At 56.2% G+C, this 21,286-nt stretch carries 21 protein-coding genes; 12 read left to right on the top strand and 9 right to left on the bottom strand.

Annotated elements, in window-relative coordinates; genetic code table 11:
* Window positions 1–10: 10 nt before the first annotated feature.
* Window positions 11–1,225, top strand: a complete 1,215-nt coding sequence (locus tag HF679_RS09215) for an MFS transporter (protein WP_154145265.1) — start codon at window positions 11–13, stop codon at window positions 1,223–1,225.
* 52 nt (window positions 1,226–1,277) lie between these two features.
* Here the strand turns inward: HF679_RS09215 and murJ are convergent, their stop codons facing one another.
* The 4 genes from murJ to rimJ all read right to left on the bottom strand — a co-directional run bounded on the left by murJ (window position 1,278) and on the right by rimJ (window position 5,090).
* Window positions 1,278–2,813: a murein biosynthesis integral membrane protein MurJ gene (murJ, locus tag HF679_RS09220; RefSeq protein WP_123753809.1), complete on the bottom strand. Its 1,536-nt coding sequence runs from the start codon at window positions 2,811–2,813 to the stop codon at window positions 1,278–1,280.
* 112 nt (window positions 2,814–2,925) lie between these two features.
* Window positions 2,926–3,849 carry a Gfo/Idh/MocA family protein gene (locus HF679_RS09225; RefSeq protein WP_123753808.1) on the bottom strand — a complete coding sequence of 308 codons (924 nt, stop codon included), beginning with the start codon at window positions 3,847–3,849 and terminating at the stop codon, window positions 2,926–2,928.
* On the bottom strand, window positions 3,849–4,496 hold the full coding sequence (locus tag HF679_RS09230) for a YceH family protein (RefSeq protein WP_187042907.1): 648 nt from the start codon (window positions 4,494–4,496) through the stop codon (window positions 3,849–3,851). Before HF679_RS09230 ends, HF679_RS09225 begins: the two co-directional genes overlap by 1 nt.
* Window positions 4,497–4,505: 9 nt before the next feature.
* Window positions 4,506–5,090, bottom strand: a complete 585-nt coding sequence (gene rimJ, locus HF679_RS09235) for a ribosomal protein S5-alanine N-acetyltransferase (RefSeq protein ID WP_123753806.1) — start codon at window positions 5,088–5,090, stop codon at window positions 4,506–4,508.
* A 229-nt stretch (window positions 5,091–5,319) separates the two neighbouring features.
* Between rimJ and mdtH the strand changes: the two genes are divergently transcribed.
* The 7 genes from mdtH to HF679_RS09270 all read left to right on the top strand — a co-directional run bounded on the left by mdtH (window position 5,320) and on the right by HF679_RS09270 (window position 10,785).
* On the top strand, window positions 5,320–6,528 hold the full coding sequence (gene mdtH, locus HF679_RS09240) for a multidrug efflux MFS transporter MdtH (RefSeq protein ID WP_123753805.1): 1,209 nt from the start codon (window positions 5,320–5,322) through the stop codon (window positions 6,526–6,528).
* A gap of 113 nt (window positions 6,529–6,641) precedes the next feature.
* Window positions 6,642–7,202 carry a lipoprotein gene (locus HF679_RS09245; protein WP_123753804.1) on the top strand — a complete coding sequence of 187 codons (561 nt, stop codon included), beginning with the start codon at window positions 6,642–6,644 and terminating at the stop codon, window positions 7,200–7,202.
* 122 nt (window positions 7,203–7,324) lie between these two features.
* Entirely contained in the window at window positions 7,325–8,371 is a 1,047-nt protein-coding gene (pyrC, locus tag HF679_RS09250; protein WP_123753803.1) for a dihydroorotase, read from the top strand.
* 71 nt (window positions 8,372–8,442) lie between these two features.
* Complete coding sequence (gene dinI, locus HF679_RS09255; protein ID WP_123753802.1) at window positions 8,443–8,694, top strand: DNA damage-inducible protein I; 252 nt, start codon at window positions 8,443–8,445, stop codon at window positions 8,692–8,694.
* 387 nt (window positions 8,695–9,081) lie between these two features.
* A complete protein-coding gene (bssS, locus tag HF679_RS09260; protein ID WP_123753801.1) occupies window positions 9,082–9,336 on the top strand; it encodes a biofilm formation regulator BssS in 255 nt (84 codons plus the stop codon).
* A gap of 127 nt (window positions 9,337–9,463) precedes the next feature.
* Complete coding sequence (gene solA / locus HF679_RS09265; protein WP_123753800.1) at window positions 9,464–10,576, top strand: N-methyl-L-tryptophan oxidase; 1,113 nt, start codon at window positions 9,464–9,466, stop codon at window positions 10,574–10,576.
* Window positions 10,577–10,671: 95 nt separating this feature from the next.
* The gene (locus tag HF679_RS09270; RefSeq protein ID WP_123753799.1) at window positions 10,672–10,785 is read left to right on the top strand and encodes a DUF2770 family protein; all 114 of its coding nucleotides are present in this window, start codon (window positions 10,672–10,674) and stop codon (window positions 10,783–10,785) included.
* Here the strand turns inward: HF679_RS09270 and HF679_RS09275 are convergent.
* Entirely contained in the window at window positions 10,771–11,835 is a 1,065-nt protein-coding gene (locus HF679_RS09275; protein WP_187042908.1) for a rhodanese-related sulfurtransferase, read from the bottom strand. The two genes, HF679_RS09270 and HF679_RS09275, sit on opposite strands and share 15 nt — an antisense overlap.
* 210 nt (window positions 11,836–12,045) lie before the next feature.
* On the opposite strand from HF679_RS09275, the gene HF679_RS09280 reads away from it, so the two are divergent.
* From HF679_RS09280 to HF679_RS09290, 3 genes are all read left to right on the top strand, one after another.
* Window positions 12,046–12,966 carry a Kdo(2)-lipid IV(A) acyltransferase gene (locus tag HF679_RS09280; protein WP_123753797.1) on the top strand — a complete coding sequence of 307 codons (921 nt, stop codon included), beginning with the start codon at window positions 12,046–12,048 and terminating at the stop codon, window positions 12,964–12,966.
* 156 nt (window positions 12,967–13,122) lie between these two features.
* Window positions 13,123–14,373, top strand: coding sequence for a multidrug efflux MFS transporter MdtG (gene mdtG / locus HF679_RS09285; RefSeq protein WP_123753796.1), 1,251 nt, complete (start codon window positions 13,123–13,125; stop codon window positions 14,371–14,373).
* Between the two features lie 91 nt (window positions 14,374–14,464).
* Entirely contained in the window at window positions 14,465–14,851 is a 387-nt protein-coding gene (locus tag HF679_RS09290) for a MysB family protein (RefSeq protein WP_004860482.1), read from the top strand.
* Here HF679_RS09290 and HF679_RS09295 read toward each other — a convergent pair whose 3' ends face one another.
* The 3 genes from HF679_RS09295 to mdoG all read right to left on the bottom strand — a co-directional run bounded on the left by HF679_RS09295 (window position 14,852) and on the right by mdoG (window position 19,221).
* Window positions 14,852–15,079 carry a YceK/YidQ family lipoprotein gene (locus HF679_RS09295; RefSeq protein ID WP_123753795.1) on the bottom strand — a complete coding sequence of 76 codons (228 nt, stop codon included), beginning with the start codon at window positions 15,077–15,079 and terminating at the stop codon, window positions 14,852–14,854.
* 67 nt (window positions 15,080–15,146) lie between these two features.
* On the bottom strand, window positions 15,147–17,675 hold the full coding sequence (mdoH, locus tag HF679_RS09300) for a glucans biosynthesis glucosyltransferase MdoH (protein ID WP_123753794.1): 2,529 nt from the start codon (window positions 17,673–17,675) through the stop codon (window positions 15,147–15,149).
* Entirely contained in the window at window positions 17,668–19,221 is a 1,554-nt protein-coding gene (gene mdoG, locus HF679_RS09305) for a glucans biosynthesis protein MdoG (RefSeq protein ID WP_187042909.1), read from the bottom strand. Before mdoG ends, mdoH begins: the two co-directional genes overlap by 8 nt.
* A gap of 251 nt (window positions 19,222–19,472) precedes the next feature.
* Here mdoG and mdoC point away from each other — a divergent pair, with 251 nt between their 5' ends.
* On the top strand, window positions 19,473–20,633 hold the full coding sequence (gene mdoC / locus HF679_RS09310) for a glucans biosynthesis protein MdoC (RefSeq protein ID WP_123753793.1): 1,161 nt from the start codon (window positions 19,473–19,475) through the stop codon (window positions 20,631–20,633).
* Window positions 20,634–20,706: 73 nt separating this feature from the next.
* Here mdoC and ymdB read toward each other — a convergent pair whose 3' ends face one another.
* Window positions 20,707–21,231, bottom strand: a complete 525-nt coding sequence (ymdB, locus tag HF679_RS09315; RefSeq protein ID WP_123753792.1) for an O-acetyl-ADP-ribose deacetylase — start codon at window positions 21,229–21,231, stop codon at window positions 20,707–20,709.
* Window positions 21,232–21,286: the final 55 nt, after the last annotated feature.

The following is a 21,286-nucleotide window of genomic DNA, read 5'->3' on the forward strand; positions in this document are numbered from 1 at the left end:
GGACTTCATCATGACTCCAACGCCGTTATCCTCCCGCGAGGCAGGCTGGATTATTTTCATACTCGCCCTTGGCGCTGGCTTTAGCGTCGCGTCCATTTATTACGCTCAGCCCCTGCTGCCCTTAATGGGAGCCAATCTGCATCTCAGCGTTGAAGGGATGGGGCTGGTCCCGACCCTGACTCAGGCGGGCTACGCGCTGGGCATTCTGTTCCTGCTGCCGCTCGGCGACCGTCACGATCGACGGACGCTGATCCTGATGAAAAGCGCGGCGCTGGCGGTATTGCTACTGCTGTGCAGCCTGACGGGGCAACTGACCTCACTGCTGGTGGTCAGCCTGCTGATCGGTATGGCCGCCACGATGGCGCAGGATATTGTCCCGGCCGCGGCGATTCTCGCGCCGGCGGGAAAACAGGGGAAAATGGTTGGCACGGTGATGACCGGCCTGCTGCTGGGGATTTTACTCTCAAGGACCGTCAGTGGCCTCGTCGGGGCGCTGTTCGGCTGGCGCGTGATGTATCAGGCCGCGGCGGTAAGCATCGCGCTTATTGGGTTGCTGATGTGGCGCATTCTGCCCCGCTTTGCGATCCACTCTACCCTGAGCTATCCGCAACTGATGGCATCGATGGCGCACCTCTGGCGACGCTACCCCGCCCTGCGTCGCGCCGCCGTGGCTCAAGGCTTTTTATCTATCGCCTTTAGCGCCTTCTGGTCAACCCTGGCGGTGATGCTGCTCGAACATTATCAGATGGGTAGCGCCGTCGCCGGAGGATTCGGTATCGCCGGGGCCGCCGGGGCGTTAGCCGCACCGCTGGCCGGCGGGCTGGCCGATAAATATGGCGCCGGCAGAGTGACCCAACTGGGTGCCGGGCTGGTGACCGTCTCGTTTGCCCTGATGCTCCTGATGCCGGCATTGCCGCCGCATGGCCAGTTGATATTGATCGGGCTTTCGGCTATCGGTTTTGACCTTGGCCTGCAGTCCAGCCTGGTGGCGCACCAGAACCTGGTGTACAGCCTGGAACCACAGGCCCGCGGCCGACTGAACGCCCTGCTGTTCACCGGCGTATTTATCGGCATGTCGCTCGGTTCAGTCCTTGGCAGTAAGCTGTACGTGCTGGCTGGCTGGAACGGCGTGGTGATTCTGGCCGTGGTGACCGGCGCCATCGCCCTCGCCATCCGCCTGCGTGAAAGCGCCAGTCTGGCTGCCGCTCAGCGGGTAAACCCATAAAAAAACCCGCTCCGCAAAGCGGAACGGGTCTCTTTCACTCTGACGCATCGTTTCAGGCGGTGCGTCGGGCAAACTCTTTGATTCTGAAGCCCAGCAGCAGCAAGGTGGCGAAATAAGCCACCACGCCCACCACCACCACCGCCATCAGACGCAGCAGACGGTACGGCATTGACCCCAGCGACCATTCAGGCATCAGATACATCATGCCGAGCAGCGCCGCGGACATCACCAGCACCGCCACTACCAGACGCAGCAGGAACGAGAACCAGCCCGGCTGCGGGGTGAAAATCTTCTGCTTACGCAACTGCCAGTAGAGCAAACCGGCGTTAAGACAGGCCGCCAGGCCGATAGACAGCGACAGACCCGCATGCTTTAACGGCCCGATAAAGATCAGGTTCATCACCTGGGTCATTATCAGCGTCACGATGGCGATCTTCACCGGGGTTTTGATGTCCTGACGCGAGTAGAACCCCGGCGCCAGCACCTTAACCACGATCAATCCCATCAGCCCGACGGAATAAGCCACCAGCGCGCGCTGGGTCATCGCGGCATCAAAGGCGCTGAATTTCCCGTACTGGAACAGCGCCACGGTCAACGGCTTGGCGAGGATCCCCAGCGCCACCGCGCTCGGCAACGCCAGCAGGAAACACAGGCGCAGGCCCCAGTCCATCAGGCGGCAATACTCATCATGGTTACCGCTGGCGAAGCTTTTTGACAGCGACGGCAGCAGAATCGTCCCTAGCGCCACGCCCAGCACTCCGGACGGGAACTCCATCAGACGGTCGGCGTAATACATCCACGACACGGAGCCCGACACCAGGAATGAAGCAAAAATGGTGTTAATAATTAAAGAAATCTGGCTGACAGAGACGCCGAGGATCGCCGGCCCCATCTGTTTTACTACTCGTATCGCCCCCGCATCTTTGAGGCTGATACGCGGCAGGACCAGCATGCCGATTTTTTTCAGGTGCGGCAGCTGATAGGCCAGCTGCAGCACGCCGCCGACGGTCACCGCCCAGGCCATCGCCAGCATTGGCGGATGGAAATACGGGGCGGCGAACAGCGCAAAGCCAATCATGCTGACGTTGAGGAACGTCGGAGCAAACGCCGGAACGGAGAAGCGGTTCCAGGTATTGAGGATCGCCCCGGCCAATGAGGCCAGCGAAATCAGCAGAATATACGGGAACGTGATCCGCAGTAGTTGGGTGGTCAATGCAAATTTATCAGGACTGTCGGCAAAGCCCGGCGCGGTCACGGTGATAACCCAGGGCGCTGCCAGCATACCCAGCACGGTCACTAGCGCCAGCACCAGCGTCAGCAGGCCAGAAACATAGGCCACAAACACCCGGGTCGCATCTTCGCCCTGCTTGCTCTTATACTCCGCCAGAATCGGGACAAATGCCTGAGAGAATGCCCCTTCTGCAAAAATACGCCGCAGTAAATTGGGTAATTTGAACGCCACGAAAAAGGCATCCGTCGCCATCCCGGCGCCAAAAATTCGGGCGACGATCGCATCACGCGCAAACCCGAGAACGCGCGAGAACATCGTCATCGAACTGACTGCCGCCAGTGATTTTAATAGGTTCATTAACGTGTTATTCCACAACCCTGAAGTAAAACGCCCGCAATGGCGGGCGCTGGAAAGTGGCGATAGTCTACCGGGTTCGTGATGAATTACTACTCCCAGTTGTTACAACCAATTATTCACTCATCGCCTCGCGCCAGAGTTTTTCAACGATGCGCTGGGCCAGCAAAGCCTGTTCGCCCGAGGTTTCGGGAACCGTCTGATTTTGCACGCATTCGATAAAATGCCGGGCGCAGCCGACAAAACCGCGTTGCTCCAGCGTGGTCTGCCAGCCCGGCACCGGGCGCTGCACCACACCCTGCCCACGCTCTTCCTGCCATTCACGCATATCGCGGACTTCATACAGCCCGCCATCGGTAACGGCCTGCACCCACTCCCGCTGGCTGCCGGCACGCCGGTGCATGCTGGTGGTCACTTCGAGCTGTCCGGCGCTGAAATGGTGCTCGGCATAGAGCATCTCACCCTGGGCCGTCGTCTGCAGTGTACCGCCGCTCAGGCGCGCGTTGCCGCCCGCCAGCCACAACGCGGTATCCACCACATGCAGATAATCATCCAGCAGTGTGAAACGCAGATCGTGGCCCACGCTGTCGGCGCGATGTTTATCCATCCGCAACGACGCGCCGCTGCCCAGTTGGGCTTTCAGTTCGCGATAGAGTGGTGCGAAACGGCGGTTAAACCCTACCATCAGCGTCAGCTTACGACGCGCGGCCAGCTCAACTAGCGACTCCGCCTCGTTCAGTTTATCGGCCAGCGGTTTATCGACACAGACGTGCACCCCGGCGTTCAGCAGACGGCTGACCACCTCAAAATGTGAGGCCGTCGAAGTATGGACAAAGACCGCATCACACTGCGCCGCCAGCTGCTCCAGCGATTGCGCATAGGGGATCCGCCAGGTATCGCAAACACGCAGCGCCTTTTCTTTGCCTGGCGACCAGGCGGCCTGCAGCGTCCAGCCATCCGCGGCGCCGAGCACCGGTAGCCAGGCCTTTTGCGCAATGCCTCCCAGCCCCACCACGCCAACACGTAATGTCGTCACGATTAATCTCCCAAATGTGCCAGCAATGAGTCCAGCCGGGCTTTGAGTTCAGCCACTTCATCTTCCAGTACCGCCACTCTGCTGACCAGATCGTCCGCCGGTGGCGAGACGGCCTCCACGGCGGTAATCAGCGAGTCCATGTCGTCACAGAACAGGTGCATATAGCGGGATTCACGCTTCCCTGGCTCACGGGGCAGGCGCGCCACGAAGGGGCCGTCGTCGCGGTTGGCCAGCGTCTCAAGCACCCCTTCAACTTCAGCCATATCGCTAAAGTCATGCATCCGCTGGGCGCGGCTGCGCAGCTCGCCCGGCGTTTGTGCGCCGCGCAGCAACAACGTTGTGACCACCGCCACTTCCGCCGACGTCAGCTTCAGATCGCCAAATTCAGAATTGCAGAAGCGCTGTTCATATTTAGTGACTCGATTGCCAAACCCGCTGACCGTGCGCAGATAGTGGCGTTTCACTAAGGTATCCAGCAGATCCTGAATGTCACTTTCACTGAGCGACATCACCGGTTCACGGTTGGTTTTCTGATTACAGGCGGTCACCACCGCATTTACCGACAGCGGGTACTGCTCTGGCGTGGTCACCTGCTTTTCCAGCAAACACCCAATCACGCGCGCTTCATGTGCGGTTAACTGATATTTCATGCTTTCTCCTTAGCGACCCGGAGTCCAGTCCGGTGTCGTTAACGCCGTCAGTACATGGTCACGCCACTGCCCATCAATGAGCAGGTAATTTTTGGCATAACCCTCTTTTTCAAAACCGAGACGCGCCAGTAAACCGCCGCTGCGCTGATTATGTGGCATGTAGTTGGCCATAATGCGATGGATATGCTGCGTGCGCTGCATATAACGAATCGCCGAGGTCAATGCTTCAAACATCAGCCCCTGCCCCTGCCATTTCTCGCCAATCGAGTAGCCGAGGTAGCAGGCATGAAATGACCCGCGAACCACATTGGAAAAATTCGCCACACCGATGATCTCTTTTTCTTCCGGATCGAGCAGCGCAAAATAGAAGGCTGTCCCCTGCTTGTGAAACTCAGAGATCATCGACAAGCGCGCCTGCCAGCCAGAGGGGTAGCAGTGGCTGTCATCGCGCACTGGCTCCCAGGGTTTTAAGAACCCTTTATTCTCCGCGTAATAATCGGCCAGACGCCAGGCGTCACGATCGTATACCAGCCGCACTACCAGCCTGTCCGTCGTCAAACGCACCTTTGGCACGTTACTGCGATAGCCAAACATTCCCTTCTCCTGTTCCCCTGACTGATTACCCTGCTCCCTTCACTATACCTGTCCTGAACGATTGTGTGAAAACAGCAACATACCATTTTCTGCACCATCTCCACTTTTCGATGAATAGACTCTATCGATCTTGCATTTTGATAAAAAAATATTGTCACCGGGAAGCTGGGAAAGTCTGCCGCTTCCCCGCACACTATCCGGGCAACTCTTTATTTTCCCAGGAGGGGAAATGTCCCGCGTATCGCAGGCAAGGAACCTGGGTAAATATTTCCTGTTAGTCGACAACATGCTGGTGGTGCTTGGCTTTTTTGTCGTCTTTCCACTCATTTCCATTCGCTTTGTCGATCAGATGGGCTGGGCCGCGTTGATGGTCGGCATTGCCCTCGGTCTGCGCCAGTTAGTCCAACAGGGATTGGGCATTTTTGGCGGGGCGGTCGCCGATCGCTTTGGTGCCAAACCGATGATCGTCACCGGCATGCTGATGCGCGCGGCCGGCTTCGCAGCGATGGCCGTCGCCCATGAACCGTGGGTGCTGTGGCTCTCCTGTATTCTCTCCGGCCTGGGCGGCACCCTGTTCGATCCGCCGCGTGCGGCGCTGGTGGTCAAGCTGGTACGTCCGCATCAGCGCGGGCGCTTCTTCTCCATCCTGATGATGCAGGATAGCGCCGGGGCGGTGATCGGCGCCCTGCTCGGCAGCTGGCTGTTGCAATACGACTTCCGCCTGGTGTGTAGCGTGGGAGCGGCAATGTTTATTGCCTGCGCCGCCTTCAACGCCTGGTATCTCCCGGCGTGGAAACTATCGACGGTGAAAACGCCGGTACGCGAAGGGCTCGGCCGGGTGCTGCGCGATAAACGCTTTGTGACCTACGTGCTGACGCTCACCGGCTACTACATGCTGGCCGTTCAGGTGATGCTGATGCTGCCGATTATGGTCAATGATATCGCCGGCTCGCCTACCGCGGTGAAATGGATGTATGCCATTGAAGCGGCGATATCTCTGACCCTGCTCTACCCCATCGCCCGCTGGAGCGAACAGCGTTTTCGCCTGGAGCACCGGCTGATGGCCGGATTGCTGGTGATGACCGCCGCCATGCTGCCGATTGGCCTGACCAGCAATTTACAACAGCTGTTTACCCTGATTTGCCTGTTCTATATTGGCTCGATCATCGCAGAGCCGGCTCGTGAGACCCTCGGCGCATCGCTGGCTGACGCCCGCGCACGCGGCAGCTATATGGGGTTTAGCCGGCTGGGTCTGGCCTTCGGCGGCGCCTTTGGCTACGCCGGCGGCGGCTGGCTGTTCGACTCCGGAAAAGCGCTGAATCAACCGGAACTGCCGTGGTTGATGCTGGGGATTATCGGCTTTATTACCTTCATTGCCTTGTGGTGGCAGTTCAGCCAGAAACGCTCCACATCCGGTATGCTGGAGCCCCGGACCTGACCAACATTCAGGCTGAAGTGCATTTTCAGCCTGTTCTGCTGTTCCTTTCGGCACTGGCAGGCCATGCTGCTTTATGTCAGGATAAGCGCATGGCACGACCGTTAAGGAAACCAATGAAAAAGATGTTTATCGTGGCCGCGCTCATGGTTAGCGGCCTTCTGAGCGGCTGTAATCAGCTCACGCAGTACTCGGTGAGCGAGCAGGAAATTAACCAGGCGCTGCAGAAACGTAACCACTTCGCCAAGGATATCGGCCTGCCCGGCGTGGCGGATGCACACATTGAATTACACAATCTGACCAGCGCCATCGGCCGTGAAGAACCCAATAAAATCACCCTGAGCGGTATCGCCAATCTGGATCTGAACTCATTGTTTGGCAACCAGAAGGCCACCATCGACCTGAAACTGAAAGCGCTGCCGGTCTTTAATAAAGAGAAAGGGGCTATCTTCCTGCAGGAGATGGAAGTGGTTGATGCCAAAGTATCGCCCGACAAGCTGCAGTCCGTGGTGCAGACGCTAATCCCCTATCTGAATCAATCTCTGCGCAGCTACTTTAACCAGCAACCCGCCTACGTCCTGCGCGAAGATGCCAGCACCGGCGAGGCGCTGGCGAAAAAATACGCCAAAGGCATAGAAGTGAAGCCTGGGGAAATTATCATCCCGTTCACCAATTAACACTCCGGGCGCATTAGCGCCCGTTTTTTTACAGAAATTGATGCAAAGGGAAACGTTTACGCTTATCCTTAGTGCCCGGCAAAAACAGCCCTGATGACTGACCCTATTAGCCGGAGCTCTCCATGACAGCACAACCCCAGGTATTGAAAATCCGCCGCCCTGACGACTGGCATATTCATCTGCGCGATGACGATATGCTGAAGACCGTCGTGCCTTACACCAGTGAGTTTTATGGCCGGGCGATCGTGATGCCGAATCTGGTACCGCCTGTCACCACCGTCGAGGCCGCCATCAGCTATCGCCAGCGCATCCTTGATGCGGTACCGGCCGGGCACGATTTCACGCCGCTGATGACCTGTTATCTCACCGATACGCTCGATCCGGCAGAGCTGGAGCGCGGCTTCCACGCGGGCGTGTTCACCGCAGCCAAGCTTTACCCGGCCAATGCCACCACCAACTCCAGCCACGGCGTCACCAGCATCGATGCGATTATGCCGGTGCTTGAGCGCATGGAGAAACTGGGCATGCCGCTGCTGGTTCACGGTGAAGTGACCCACGCGGAGATCGATATCTTCGATCGCGAAGCGCGCTTTATCGAAACGGTGATGGAACCTCTGCGCCAGCGCTTACCGGGTCTTAAAGTGGTGTTTGAACACATCACCACCAAGGACGCCGCCGAGTACGTTCGGGATGGTAATGACCTGCTGGCCGCCACCATTACCCCGCAGCACCTGATGTTCAACCGTAACCACATGCTGGTTGGCGGCGTGCGTCCGCATCTTTACTGCCTGCCCATTCTGAAACGTAATATTCACCAGCAGGCGCTGCGTGAACTGGTCGCCAGCGGCTTTACCCGCGCATTCCTCGGCACGGATTCGGCGCCACACGCCCGTCATCGTAAAGAAGCCAGCTGCGGCTGTGCCGGTTGCTTCAATGCCCCGACGGCTCTGGGCAGCTACGCGACGGTATTTGAAGAGATGAATGCCCTGCAGCACTTTGAGGCATTCTGTTCGCTGAATGGCCCGCGCTTCTACGGCCTGCCGGTCAATGAGACCTTCGTTGAACTGGTGCGCGAAGAGAGCACCGTCGTCGAGAGCATCGCGCTTTCGGGCGATACGCTGGTGCCGTTCCTTGCCGGTGAAACCGTGCGCTGGACGATGAAAAAATAAAATGGTGCCCCCTGTTGTAAACGCCAAATGCATACTGTATAAATAAACAGTATATTACACAGGGGGCAATCATGCGTATTGAAGTGTCTATCGCCAAAACTACAGCCTTACCCAACGGCGCCTTAGAAGCGCTAAACAATGAACTCTCCCGACGCATTGAACAACAATTCCCGACTAACCCAAGCCAGGTCACCGTGCGCTTTGCCGCCAGCAACAATCTGTCTGTGATTGGTGGCCTCAAAGAAGATAAAGACCGGATAAGCGAAATCCTGCAAGAGACCTGGGAAAGCGCCGATGACTGGTTTATCCATGACATATCCTGATGCCCTTTCGGCAACCTGAAGCCGCATACGTGTTTCACGCGCGTGCTCAGCGTGAGTTAATCTCGTGCTCGTATCAAGGTTGTCTGAAGCGTGACAGGTACAGCAAATAACATTTGCTCCCTCATTGTGCTTTTTTTGCCGGGTCGCCCCGGCTTTTTTTATCCCGGTAAAATTCAGACTTTTCATTCCTCTCATGATTATTTCCTTTAAAAATAACCCTTCACGACACTATATTTGTGCAAAAAAGCGGCAAACAGAGGAGTGTTCGCTCTGTTTACGTTAATTTCTCGAGTTTATTCTTAACTCCTGATATAATTAACTTGCTTCAAAAAACATGCATTAAACCTCGAGAATTGTTGTCTTTTAACATGTGAATAAGGGGTTATGATGGAAAAGAATAATGAAGTCATCCAGACCCATCCCCTCGTCGGATGGGACATCAGCACCGTTGATAGCTACGATGCCATGATGTTGCGCCTGCACTACCAAAACCCCACTCAAGAAAGCAGTCACGAAGCTGAAATTGGCCAGACGCTATGGCTCACCACGGAAGTCGCACGTCAATTTATCTCTATTCTGGAAGCAGGTATTGCCAAGATTGAATCAGGTGAATACCAGGCAAACGAGTACCGCAGGCATTAAAGATTATGCCGCACACAAAATACACTCACTAAACAGGCACCCGTCGGGTGCCTGATTTATTTTCGCGCTTGTATAAGTGCAGACGGTTAATTACCCTGCTTATTAAAACAAAAAACCGGAACATATCATGCAATACGACCTCATCATTATCGGTAGCGGCTCAACGGGTGCTGCCGCTGGCTATTATGCCCGCCAGGCGGGACTTAACGTGCTGATGACCGACGCGCACCAGCCGCCGCACCAGGAAGGCAGCCATCACGGTAATACGCGCCTTATCCGTCACGCCTATGGCGAAGGTGAAAGATATGTCCCGTTGGTCCTGCGCGCCCAGACATTGTGGGATGAGTTCGCCGCCAGCAGCGGCGAAGCGGTGTTCGAACGCACCGGGGTCATTAACCTGGGCCCGGCAGACTCGACGTTCCTCGCTAACGCCGCCCACAGCGCCCGCACCTTTCAGCTGGAAACCGAGGAACTCGATGCCCAGGCGATCATGGCCCGCTGGCCTGAAATTCGCGTACCGCAAGATTACCGCGGCATCTTCGAACCCGCCTCCGGTGTGTTACGCAGCGAGCTGGCGATCAAAACCTGGATCCGCCTGGCGCGTGAAGCCGGCTGCGCACAGCTGTTCAACTGCCCGGTAACCGCCATCCATCACCATGCAGATGGCGTATCCATCGAGACCGCTGACGGCACCTACCACGGTAAAAAGCTGCTGGTCAGCGCCGGGACCTGGGTGACTCGTCTGCTGCCCAACCTGCCGATCCAGCCGGTGCGTAAAATCTTTGCCTGGTTCCAGGCTGACGGGCGCTACAGCAGCAAAAACAACTTCCCGGCCTTTACCGGCGAGCTGCCGAACGGCGATCAGTTCTATGGTTTCCCGGCGGAAGATAATGAACTGAAGATTGGCAAGCACAACGGCGGCCAGCCGATCTCCGCGCCGGAAGAGCGTACGCCGTTTGGCGCCGTGGCTACCGATGGCTCTGAATCGTTTAATTTCCTGCGAAATGTCCTGCCCGGCATTGGCGGCTGCCTGCACGGCGCTTCCTGCACGTACGACAATACGGTAGATGAAGATTTTATTATTGATACCCTGCCCGGCCACCCGGATACCCTGCTGATTAGCGGGCTAAGCGGCCACGGTTTCAAATTTGCGCCGGTATTGGGTGAGATTGCCACCCAGTTTGCCCGTGGAGAGACGCCGGCCTTTGATCTGACGCCCTTCTCACTGTCACGCTTTTAGTCAGACTGCAGGCTTTTCAGGCCGTGTAGACGCGGCCTGGACATCACAGATAAAAAAACGGCCTCAACAGAGGCCATGGAATACCGAGAGAGATTATGCGTCGCCTGTATGAATTACTGGTCAACAACGTCCGCGAGCACTTTATGATTTACCTCGCGCTGTGGCTTCTGCTGGCGATCATCGATCTCATCTGGTTATGGTTTTTCTGACAGGTCAGGGTCTGGGATCCCCAGTTTGGTATTCAGACGACCGCGTGATTTATTGAAAATCTTGTTGCCATTTTCCCGCCCGGCACGCAGCTGACGCTGCTCTTCTTCCGGGAGCTTATGCTCTTCCATGCACGCCTCGCTACAGCAGCCGGCAAATTTTTCGGCGCAGCTCGGGCACTGGATAAACAGCAGATGGCAGCCGTCGTTCAGGCAGTTAGTATGGCTGTCGCACGGCGTGCCGCACTGGTGGCAGTGCGCAATCACATCATCGGAAATGCGCTCACCCATACGTTCGTCAAATACAAAGTTTTTGCCAATAAAACGGACCGGCAACCCCTGCTCGCGGGCACGGCGTGCATATTCAATGATCCCGCCTTCGATATGCCAGACTTTGCTGAAGCCGTTATGCTTCATCCAGGCACTGGCTTTTTCGCAGCGAATCCCGCCGGTGCAGTACATCACAATCTTTTTATCTTTATGGTCCTGCATCATCTCAACCGCTTTTGGCAGCTGATCGCGGAAGGTGTCCGTCGGAATTTCAAGCGCCTGCTCAAAATGACCGACTTCATACTCGTAGTGGTTCCGCATATCGATAAAGACCGCGTCAGGATCGTCCAGCATCGCATTCACTTCTGCGGCCTTCAGATAATCGCCCACGTCTGAGGCATCGAACGTCGGATCGTCGATACCATCCGCCACGATGCGATCACGGACCTTCAGCCGCAGTACCCAGAAGGATTTACCGTCGTCGTCCAGGGCAATGTTCATCCGCAGGCCATCCAGCGCCGGGTCGAAGGCGTAGAGAAACTCACGCAGGGCATTCACCTGGCTTTCCGGCACGCTAATTTGGGCGTTGATCCCTTCATGGGCCAGATAGATGCGGCCAAAGACGTTTAATCGGGTGAGGGCAATCCACAGTGCATCGCGCGTCGCTTTCGGATCTACGATGGTGAAATATTTATAAAACGAGATCGTCGTACGCGGTTCGCTCTCGGCTAACATCTGCGCTTTTAACGTCTCATTTGAAATGCGGTTGTGTAACACTGGCATGGTGTACCTGCTCGGCATAGGAAATGAGTAAAATAAACGGCCGGCATCATATAGCAAACAACCAAAATTTACATCCCCTCATTTTGCGCTACATTTCCCTCACGCCCCTGGGTTGCCGTTTAACAATAAATGCCACCTGGGACAGTCGTTTTGGCTGATGCACTAAATAATGCGATAATAGAACGAGTTGCTTACTTGAACAGGTATGAGATGACCCATTTACCTAAATTCTCTGTGGCGTTGCTGCATCCGCGTTACTGGCCACTGTGGTCAGGTATTGGTCTGCTGTGGTTGGTTGTCCAACTGCCCTATCCGCTGATTTACCGCCTTGGCACCGCTATTGGCCGCATGGCACTGCGCTTTATGAAACGTCGCGCTAAAATCGCCTACCGCAACCTGGAATTGTGCTTCCCGGACAAAACGCAAGAAGAGCGTCACCAGATGGTGGTGCAAAACTTTGAATCCGTCGGCATGGGATTAATGGAAACCGGGATGGCCTGGTTCTGGCCGGCCCACCGTATCGCCCGCTGGACCGACTCTATCGGGGTCGAGCATATCAGAGCGGTACAGGCCCAGCATCGCGGAATTCTGCTGATCGGCATCCACTTTCTGACCCTGGAAATGGGGGCCCGAATGTTTGGCATGAATGAACCCGGCATCGGCGTCTACCGGCCGAATGACAACCCGGTCATCGACTGGCTACAAACCTGGGGACGCCTGCGTTCCAACAAAGACATGATCGACCGTAAAGATCTGAAGGGCATGATCCGTGCGCTGAAGAAAGGTGACGTCATCTGGTATGCCCCCGATCACGACTACGGCCCTACCGCCAGCGTCTTTGTACCGTTTTTCGCCGTCGACCAGGCCGCCACCACCTCCGGGACCTGGATGCTGGCGAAAATGTCGAAAGCCTGCATCGTGCCTTTCGTTCCGCGCCGCAAGCCCAATGGCCAGGGTTATGAACTGATTATCCTGCCGCCGGAATGCGACCCACCGTTGGATGACGCTGAAACCACCGCGGCGTGGATGAACCATATCGTCGAAAAGTGCATTCTGATGGCGCCGGAGCAGTATATGTGGCTGCATCGCCGCTTTAAAACTCGTCCGCCTGGTATGCCTTCACGCTACTAAGTTGCCCTCCCTCCGGTGGCATCAGCCTGCCGGAGGAGCCCCCCTTTCCCCCGCTTTTAATCACTCGCCTTTATTGCGATGATCATTTCTCAGGCGCATAATTAGCAGGCTCATATTTCCACTTTTCTGACCTGCCTCGCAGGCCACCGGAAGCCTATGTTGTCTGCAGATACCCCGATTAACTGGAAGCGAAATCTCACTGTTACCTGGTTTGGCTGTTTCTTGACTGGCGCCGCCTTCAGCCTGGTCATGCCCTTTCTCCCGCTCTATGTCGAGCAGCTCGGCGTCACCGGCCACAGTGCCCTGAATATGTGGTCAGGGTTAGTGTTCAGCATTACGTTCTTATTCTCAGCCGTCGCGTCCCCCTTCTGGGGCGGACTGGCCGACCGCAAAGGACGTAAAATCATGCTGCTGCGATCGGCCCTGGGGATGGCTATCGTCATGATGTTGATGGGGCTGGCGCAAAATATCTGGCAGTTTATGGTGCTGCGGGCCTTGCTGGGGCTGCTGGGCGGGTTTATTCCGAATGCCAATGCGCTTATTGCCACCCAAATTCCCCGTCAGAAGAGCGGCTGGGCGCTGGGCACGCTTTCAACTGGTGCAGTCAGTGGCGCCCTGCTCGGCCCACTGGCGGGCGGATTTCTCGCTGACCATTGGGGCCTGCGCATGGTCTTTTTCCTCACCGCCAGCGTGTTACTCATCTGCTTTATCCTGACGCTGCTGCTCATCCGTGAACAGTTTGTACCGGTGGCAAAAAAAGAGATGCTCAACGCCCGAGCGGTGTTCTCCTCCCTGAAGAGCCCAAAGCTGGTCCTCAGCCTGTTCGTGACCACCATGATTATTCAGGTAGCCACCGGGTCAATTGCCCCGATTCTGACGCTCTACGTGCGTGACCTGGCGGGAGATGTTGGCAATATTGCCTTTATCAGCGGCATGATCGCCTCCGTGCCCGGCGTTGCGGCACTGATCAGCGCGCCCAGGCTCGGCAAGCTCGGCGATCGTATCGGTCCGGAAAAAATCCTCATCGTTGCTTTACTGGTCTCTGTACTGCTGCTGATCCCGATGTCGTTCGTCCAGACGCCGCTACAGCTCGGGATATTGCGCTTCCTGCTGGGTGCCGCCGACGGTGCGCTGCTGCCTGCGGTGCAGACGCTGCTGGTCTACAACTCCACCAGCCAGATCGCCGGGCGGATCTTCAGTTATAACCAGTCGTTCCGCGATATTGGCAACGTCACCGGCCCGTTGATCGGCGCCTCGGTCTCCGCCAGCTACGGTTTCCGCTCGGTATTCCTGGTGACGGCCGCCGTGGTGCTGTTCAATGCTCTTTATTCCACCTTCAGCTTGCGACGTCCCAACCGCGATAACTCGGCGCCACGTACCGATACCCGCGACAGTTCGGTAAATTAAGTTCAACATGGGGCCATCCCCTTGACGCATTGCTGACTGCCTTCTATAGATTGAATCGTGTCCATTTTTCATTCTTCTTAGGGGGTTAGCCATGCCAAAGGATTCGATTTTCTACGCCACGCTCGAAGAAGCTATCGATGCGGCCCGTGAAGAGTTCCTTGTCAATAATCCGGATAGCGACGAGGAGAGTGCCAACGTTGAGCAGTTGAATATTCAGAAGTACGTTTTGCAGGATGGCGATATCGCCTGGCAGGCTGAATTTTTTGCCGACGAAGATGAAGAAGGTGAATGCCTGCCCATGTTAAGCGGCGAGGCGGCGCAGAGCGTGTTTGACGGTGATTATGACGAGATAGAACTGCGTCAGGAGTGGCTGGAAGAGAATACACTGCATGAATGGGACGAAGGCGAATTCCAGCTGGAACCCTCTCTGGACACCGAAGAGGGTCAGACTGCCGCCGACGAATGGGACGAGCGCTGATCAGTTATACGGGCCGTGACTGGCATCCAGTGGCAGCAGCAGCGTATCGAAGACCAGCGAAAACGGCAGGTCGAGAATGGTGATATAGCGCCATGATGAATCACGGACGTCCCATTGCACGCCGGGGTAATACTGATTTCCGTGCCCCTGTCCTGGCACCGTACGGCTAATAATGCTGCCGCAACCGCTAAGCAGCAGCGTCATGGCGACAATCAGTAACACTCTCATCTCTACCCTCAATTCTCAGATAAAAAAATACCGGCACTATTGCCGGTATTTTTCCTTAACAAACGGCTTACTTGGTCTTCAACGCCAGCGGGTTGAGTGTCGTCTGCTGATACGCGCTCACCCACGAAGAGTATTTCTCCGGTGCTGCCCACACGCGATAGTGTAGACGAGACAGAGTGACCGGGTCGCTCAGCAACACCAGACGGCGATCGCGATTGAGCTTATCCGGCGTTTCGTTCAACGCCTGCTCAACGTGACGCTCACGGGCGATATCCAGAATATGTCCGTGACGGTGACGTGCCGTTGCCATCGCTGTCGCTAGCGCGTTAAACGATGGGTTAAACACGGCATGCATAAAGCCATCATCCAGCGAACGCTGACGGTTCAGGGTCAGGTAAGCATCGGTATCTTTCAGCACCTGCGGCGGCGAATACTCTTCCGGGATCAGGAACAGCTTCCAGCGTTTGGTACGCAGTCCCACGGTCGCCCGGCTGGAGATCACCGAGACAAACGGCGACAGGATCAGCGAGAAGACAATCGGTGCCAGCCAGAACAGGAAACGCAGATCCAGCCAGGCCATACCAACCGCCCACACCAGACCCAGCAGTAGCTGCGAACCATGGCGCATGAAGGCTTCACCCCACGGCGTGGAGTCGTCATCACGCTGCGGAGAGTTCCAGACCACTTCCCAGCCGAGGAACGCGCTGACCACAAACACGGTGTGGAACAGCATACGCACCGGCGCCAGCAGCACGGAAAACAGCACTTCCAGCAGCAGAGAAAGGGTCACACGGAAAAATCCGCCATACTCTTTCGAGCCTTTGCACCACACCAGAATAATACTCAGCAGTTTCGGCAGGAACAGCAGCACCATCGTCGAGGCAAACAGCGCAATCGCCAGTTCCGGACGCCACTGCGGCCAGACCGGGAACAGCTGACGCGGCTGCAGGAAGTACTGCGGCTCCGTCAACGCATGAACGACCTGTAGCGCGGTGGACAGGGCAAGGAACATGAACCACAGCGGCGCCGACAGATAGGACATCACGCCGGTCAGGAACACCGCACGGTGTACCGGGTGCATACCTTTCACCAGGAACAGGCGGAAGTTCATCAGGTTACCGTGACACCAGCGGCGGTCACGCTTCAGTTCATCCAGCAGGTTTGGCGGCAGCTCTTCATAAGAACCCGGCAGATCGTAAGCGATCCACACGCCCCAGCCGGCACGACGCATCAGCGCCGCTTCGACGAAGTCATGCGACAGAATCGACCCGGCAAAGGAGCCTTCGCCCGGCAACGGCGCCAGCGCGCAGTGCTCGATAAACGGCTTCACGCGGATAATGGCGTTGTGACCCCAGTAGTGCGATTCACCCAGCTGCCAGAAATGCAGCCCTGCGGTAAACAGCGGACCGTAGACGCGAGTCGCAAACTGCTGGCAACGCGCATACAGGGTGTCCATTCCGGAGGCGCGCGGCGAGGACTGGATGATCCCGGCATTCGGGTTCGCTTCCATCAAACGCACCAGCCCGGTCAGACACTCACCGGTCATCACCGAGTCAGCGTCCAGCACCACCATGTAGCTGTACTGGCTACCCCAGCGGCGGCAGAAGTCATCGATGTTCCCGCTTTTACGCTTCACACGACGACGACGACGGCGGTAGAAAATCTGCCCTTCGCCCTGCACTTCGGCAATCAGTTCCATCCACGCTTTCTGCTCAGCAACACAGATATCCGGGTTGTAGCTATCGCTGAGGATATAGACGTCAAAGTGCTGCTGTTGGCCCGTGGCCTTCACCGATTCCCAGGTCGCTCGCAGCCCGGCGAAGACGCGATCGACGTCTTCGTTACAGATCGGCATGATCAGCGCGGTGCGGTGCTCAGGATTCAGCGGTTCATCACCGACGGTAGAGGCGGAAATACTGTATTTATCTCGCCCCATCAGCAGCTGCAGGAAGCCCATCAACGCCGTCCAGAAGCCTGCCGAAACCCAGCAGAACAGCACGGCGAAGAGGATCAGAATCCCGGTTTGCAGCATGTATGGCAACAGCTGCATAAAGGAGACCCACAGGTTCTGCCCGACCATATCTGCCGGGTTGATTAACGCCCAGCCCTGATACGGCAGAATGGTTTTCATATACCAGGTCGCGACGACGGTCTGCGCCAGAGTCAGCAGCAGCAGAGTGTAACGACGAAGGGTGCCGACGGTACGCCACTTCTGCTCGCTCTCCTGCTCTTCCTTGGTCAGGCGAGAGAGATAGCGCGGGGTCACGTCGCGGCCACGCAGACGATCCCAGAAGCGGCCCACCGGGTTGGTGCGCCACGGGTCCGGGAACATCGAGGAGCGCTTAGCTTTCGGCATTGCCTGTAACTGCGTGCGGCCTTCATCATCTTTTATCAACTGGTCAGCGGCCACGGAGTCTGGCCAGCTGTGTTCCAGGCGTGATTTAACGGACCCCAGTGGGGAATCGTCTTCACGAGCAAAAGTATGATGCTCCGCATCCAGCGCCTGGTGTACCGCCTGCAGGCTGGTATCCGGAAGCGCCGCTTTTTCAGCATCGGACAGCGGCAATGCGTCAATGTACTTCGTTATCTTATTCATTGGCAGGCAGCTGATAGCTCCAGGTTTCGCTCAGCGGCTGATCAGCATTGACCAGTGCAGCGCGCATTTCCGTGGTTTTCTTCGGATCTTTGACTTTCACGCGCAGAACCATACGCCAGCCCTTCGTCACCGGGTTGTAACGCACGGTATTCTCAACGATCTCCGCGTTATCACCGATGCTCGCCTGCGCCGTTACCGGCGTGTCTGACGGCATTTTTTTCATGTCAGCGCCGGTGAAATCAACGATAAACGCAATGGTGCCATCCGGCTGACGGATCAGGTTTGACTGCTTCACATCGCCGGTGGAACGGCGAGTCTGCATCACATAGGCGTTATCCGGCGCATGCAATTTGTCTTCATCGCGACTGAAGGTAATCGAGTATTTGAAGTTCATCTCTTTACCCGGTTCCGGCAGCTGATCCGGCGTCCAGTAGGTCACGATGTTATCGTTGGTTTCGTCATTGGTCGGGATTTCAACCAGCTCGATTTTCCCTTTGCCCCAGTCGCCTTTCGGGGTGATCCACGCGCTCGGGCGGAGATCGTAACGATCGTCGAGGTCTTCAAAGCGGGAGAACTGGCGGCCACGCTGCAGCAGACCAAAGCCCTGCGGGTTTTCCATCGCATAGCTGCTGACGGCCAGATGTTTTGGATTATTCAGCGGACGCCAGATCCACTCGCCGTTGCCGGCAAGAATCGACAGACCGTTGGAATCGTGCAGCTCCGGACGGAAGTTAGACGCAGCAGAAGGCTGGTTAGGGCCAAACAGGAACATACTGGTCAGCGGCGCCACACCCAGTTTGCCAACCTTGTCGCGCAGATACACCTTGGACTGCACGTCAACCACGGTATCGCGGCCCGGCATGATCACAAAGCGGTAGGCGCCGGTGGCTCGCGGAGAGTCCAGCAGCGCATAAATTGTCAGGCGCTTATCCGTAGCTTTTGGACGTTCAATCCAGAACTCACGGAAACGCGGGAATTCTTCGCCGGAAGGCAGCGCGGTATCGATAGCCAGACCGCGAGCGGATAATCCATACACCTGGCCCTGACCGAGAACGCGGAAGTAACTGGCGCCGAGCATGCTGACAATTTCGTCGTTCTTATCTTTGCTGTTGATCGGGTACAGTACTTTGAAGCCGGCGAAGCCGAGGTCTTTCACCGTATCTTTATCATGCTGGACGCTGCCAAAATTGAAGTAATCCGGGCTATATTTAATCTTACGCACGCTGTTCACGGTGACTTCATTGATGGTCACCGGCGTGTCGAAGTACATACCCTGATGATAAAACTCAAGCTTGAACGGCGTCTTTTGATTGTTCCAGTAAGCCTTGTCGTGATTAAACTGAATTTGCTGATAGTCCGCGTATTTCATATCGCGGAAAACGGAGGGCAGGTTGCTCTTAGGGGCTTCATAGCCTTTCCCGGCTAACGCTTTGGCCTCTTTTGCAACGTCATCAATGCTAAACGCCCATGCAGATGAAGTACACAGGGACAACATTACGGCTGCGCTTAACCAGCGCATTTTCATCATCTGTGGTTTAAGTTTCATATAAGTAAGCACTTCCCCCTTTGTGTGCTTAAATCGATCCGATCTATTTTAATGGTAATTCAGGCAATCCGACAACATAATCCCTGCTTTGTTCATCTCAGCGGTGCAGGTAACAGACTGTTAACTCCACTTTTGTACTTTGCGTACTTATCCTGGAGACAGATACCCTGAGTTGATGTAGGGTTGCTGGGAATTTAAACGTTATCACCTTGAGTGATAAGACGAATTGTCTGAGAATGTAGTGATATTGTATGAATAACGCGCCAGCACAACGTGAATACTTCTTCGATAGCATCCGCGCATGGCTCATGCTGCTGGGGATCCCTTTTCATATATCGCTGATTTACTCCAGCCACAGCTGGCATGTGAATAGCGTCGAGCCGTCCTGGTGGCTGACGTTGTTCAACGACTTTATCCATGCGTTCCGCATGCAGGTCTTCTTTGTTATTTCCGGCTATTTCTCCTACATGCTGTTCCTGCGCTATCCGCTCAAAAAATGGTGGAAAGTGCGCGTGGAACGCGTCGGTATCCCGATGCTCACGGCGATTCCGCTGCTGACGCTCCCGCAGTTCATCATGTTGCAGTACGTGAACGGCAAGGCCGACAACTGGCATACGCTTTCGGGCTATGACAAGTTTAATACCCTGGCGTGGGAATTGATCTCGCACCTGTGGTTTTTGCTGGTGCTGGTGGTCCTGACAACCCTTGGGGTAGTGCTGTTTAAATGGCTGACTGGCCGTCGTTCCGGGGATGGTCACACTTTTGGTGACACTGTCACATTAGGCCAGCTGTCGATGATTTTCCTCGCGCTCGGCGTGCTTTACGCCCTGATCCGCCGCACCCTGCTGGTGGTTTACGCGCCGGTGCTGAGCAATGGCCTGTTTAACTTTATCGTTATGCAGACCCTGTTTTATCTGCCGTTCTTTATTCTTGGCGCCCAGGTGTTTATCAATACGCGCTTAAAAGCGATGTTCACCACCCCATCGCCGTGGTGCTTCGCGGGTGCTCTGCTGGGCTTTATTGCCTATCGCCTGAATCAGCAGTATGGCTCCGGTGACGGCTGGATGTACGAAGTCGAATATGTCATCACCATGGTGCTGGGACTGTGGATGGTCAACGTGGTGTTTTCGCTTGGCCACCGCCTGCTGAACTTTCAGTCGGCACGCGTGACCTATTTTGTGAATGCCTCACTGTTCATTTATCTGGTGCACCATCCGCTGACCCTGCTCTACGGCGCCTGGATTGCCCCGGCGATAAAATCGAACGCGCTCGGCTTTGTGACTGGCTTAATCTTTGTGGTGGGTATTGCCGTGGTGCTGTATGAAATTCACCTGCGCATCCCCCTGCTACGCTTTCTCTTCTCGGGGAAGTTCCAGACCAAACCCGCTAAACCGCAGGTTTCTGCCAGCTAACTCAATGCGCATGCCCGCTCGTTCACCTGCTTATATCTGGCAGTGAACGAGCGGCACTCCCCTTTCGCCGTGATTACTGCGGCTGCAATAACCGACGGTAAATCTCCGCGGTTTCATCATCAAAGCAGACGAAAAAGACCCGCTCCAGCGGGTTATAACGGACCAGAAAGGCATTCACCGTCTGCACCGCAATTTCTGCCGCGGCCTGTTTTGGATAACCGTACACCCCGGTACCGATCGCCGGGAAAGCAATCGACCGATAGCTGTTGGCTGATGCCAGCAGCAGGCTGTTGCGGTAAGCATCGGCGAGGATCTGCGCCTCATGCTGTTCGCCTCCGTGCCAGACCGGCCCAACCGCATGAATAACCGCGCTGGCTGGCAGCTGACCCGCCGTAGTAATCACCGCGTGGCCCGGGGGACACTCCCCTTGCTGTTGGCGGACCACCTTGCAGGCGGCAAGAAGTTCAGGCCCGGCAGCGCGATGAATGGCGCCATCGACGCCACCACCACCCAGCAGTGAAGGGTTAGCGGCATTGACGATAACATCGACCTCCAGCGTGGTGATATCACCGAGAATCACCTCAGGTTTAACCGTCATTTTGCCTCCTGTCGGCTTACGTCTTTACATAATGCATTGTGGCTAATATGGCACG

The sequence above is a fragment of the Enterobacter sp. JUb54 genome, assembly GCF_014298075.1.
Classification (GTDB): domain Bacteria; phylum Pseudomonadota; class Gammaproteobacteria; order Enterobacterales; family Enterobacteriaceae; genus Klebsiella; species Klebsiella lignicola.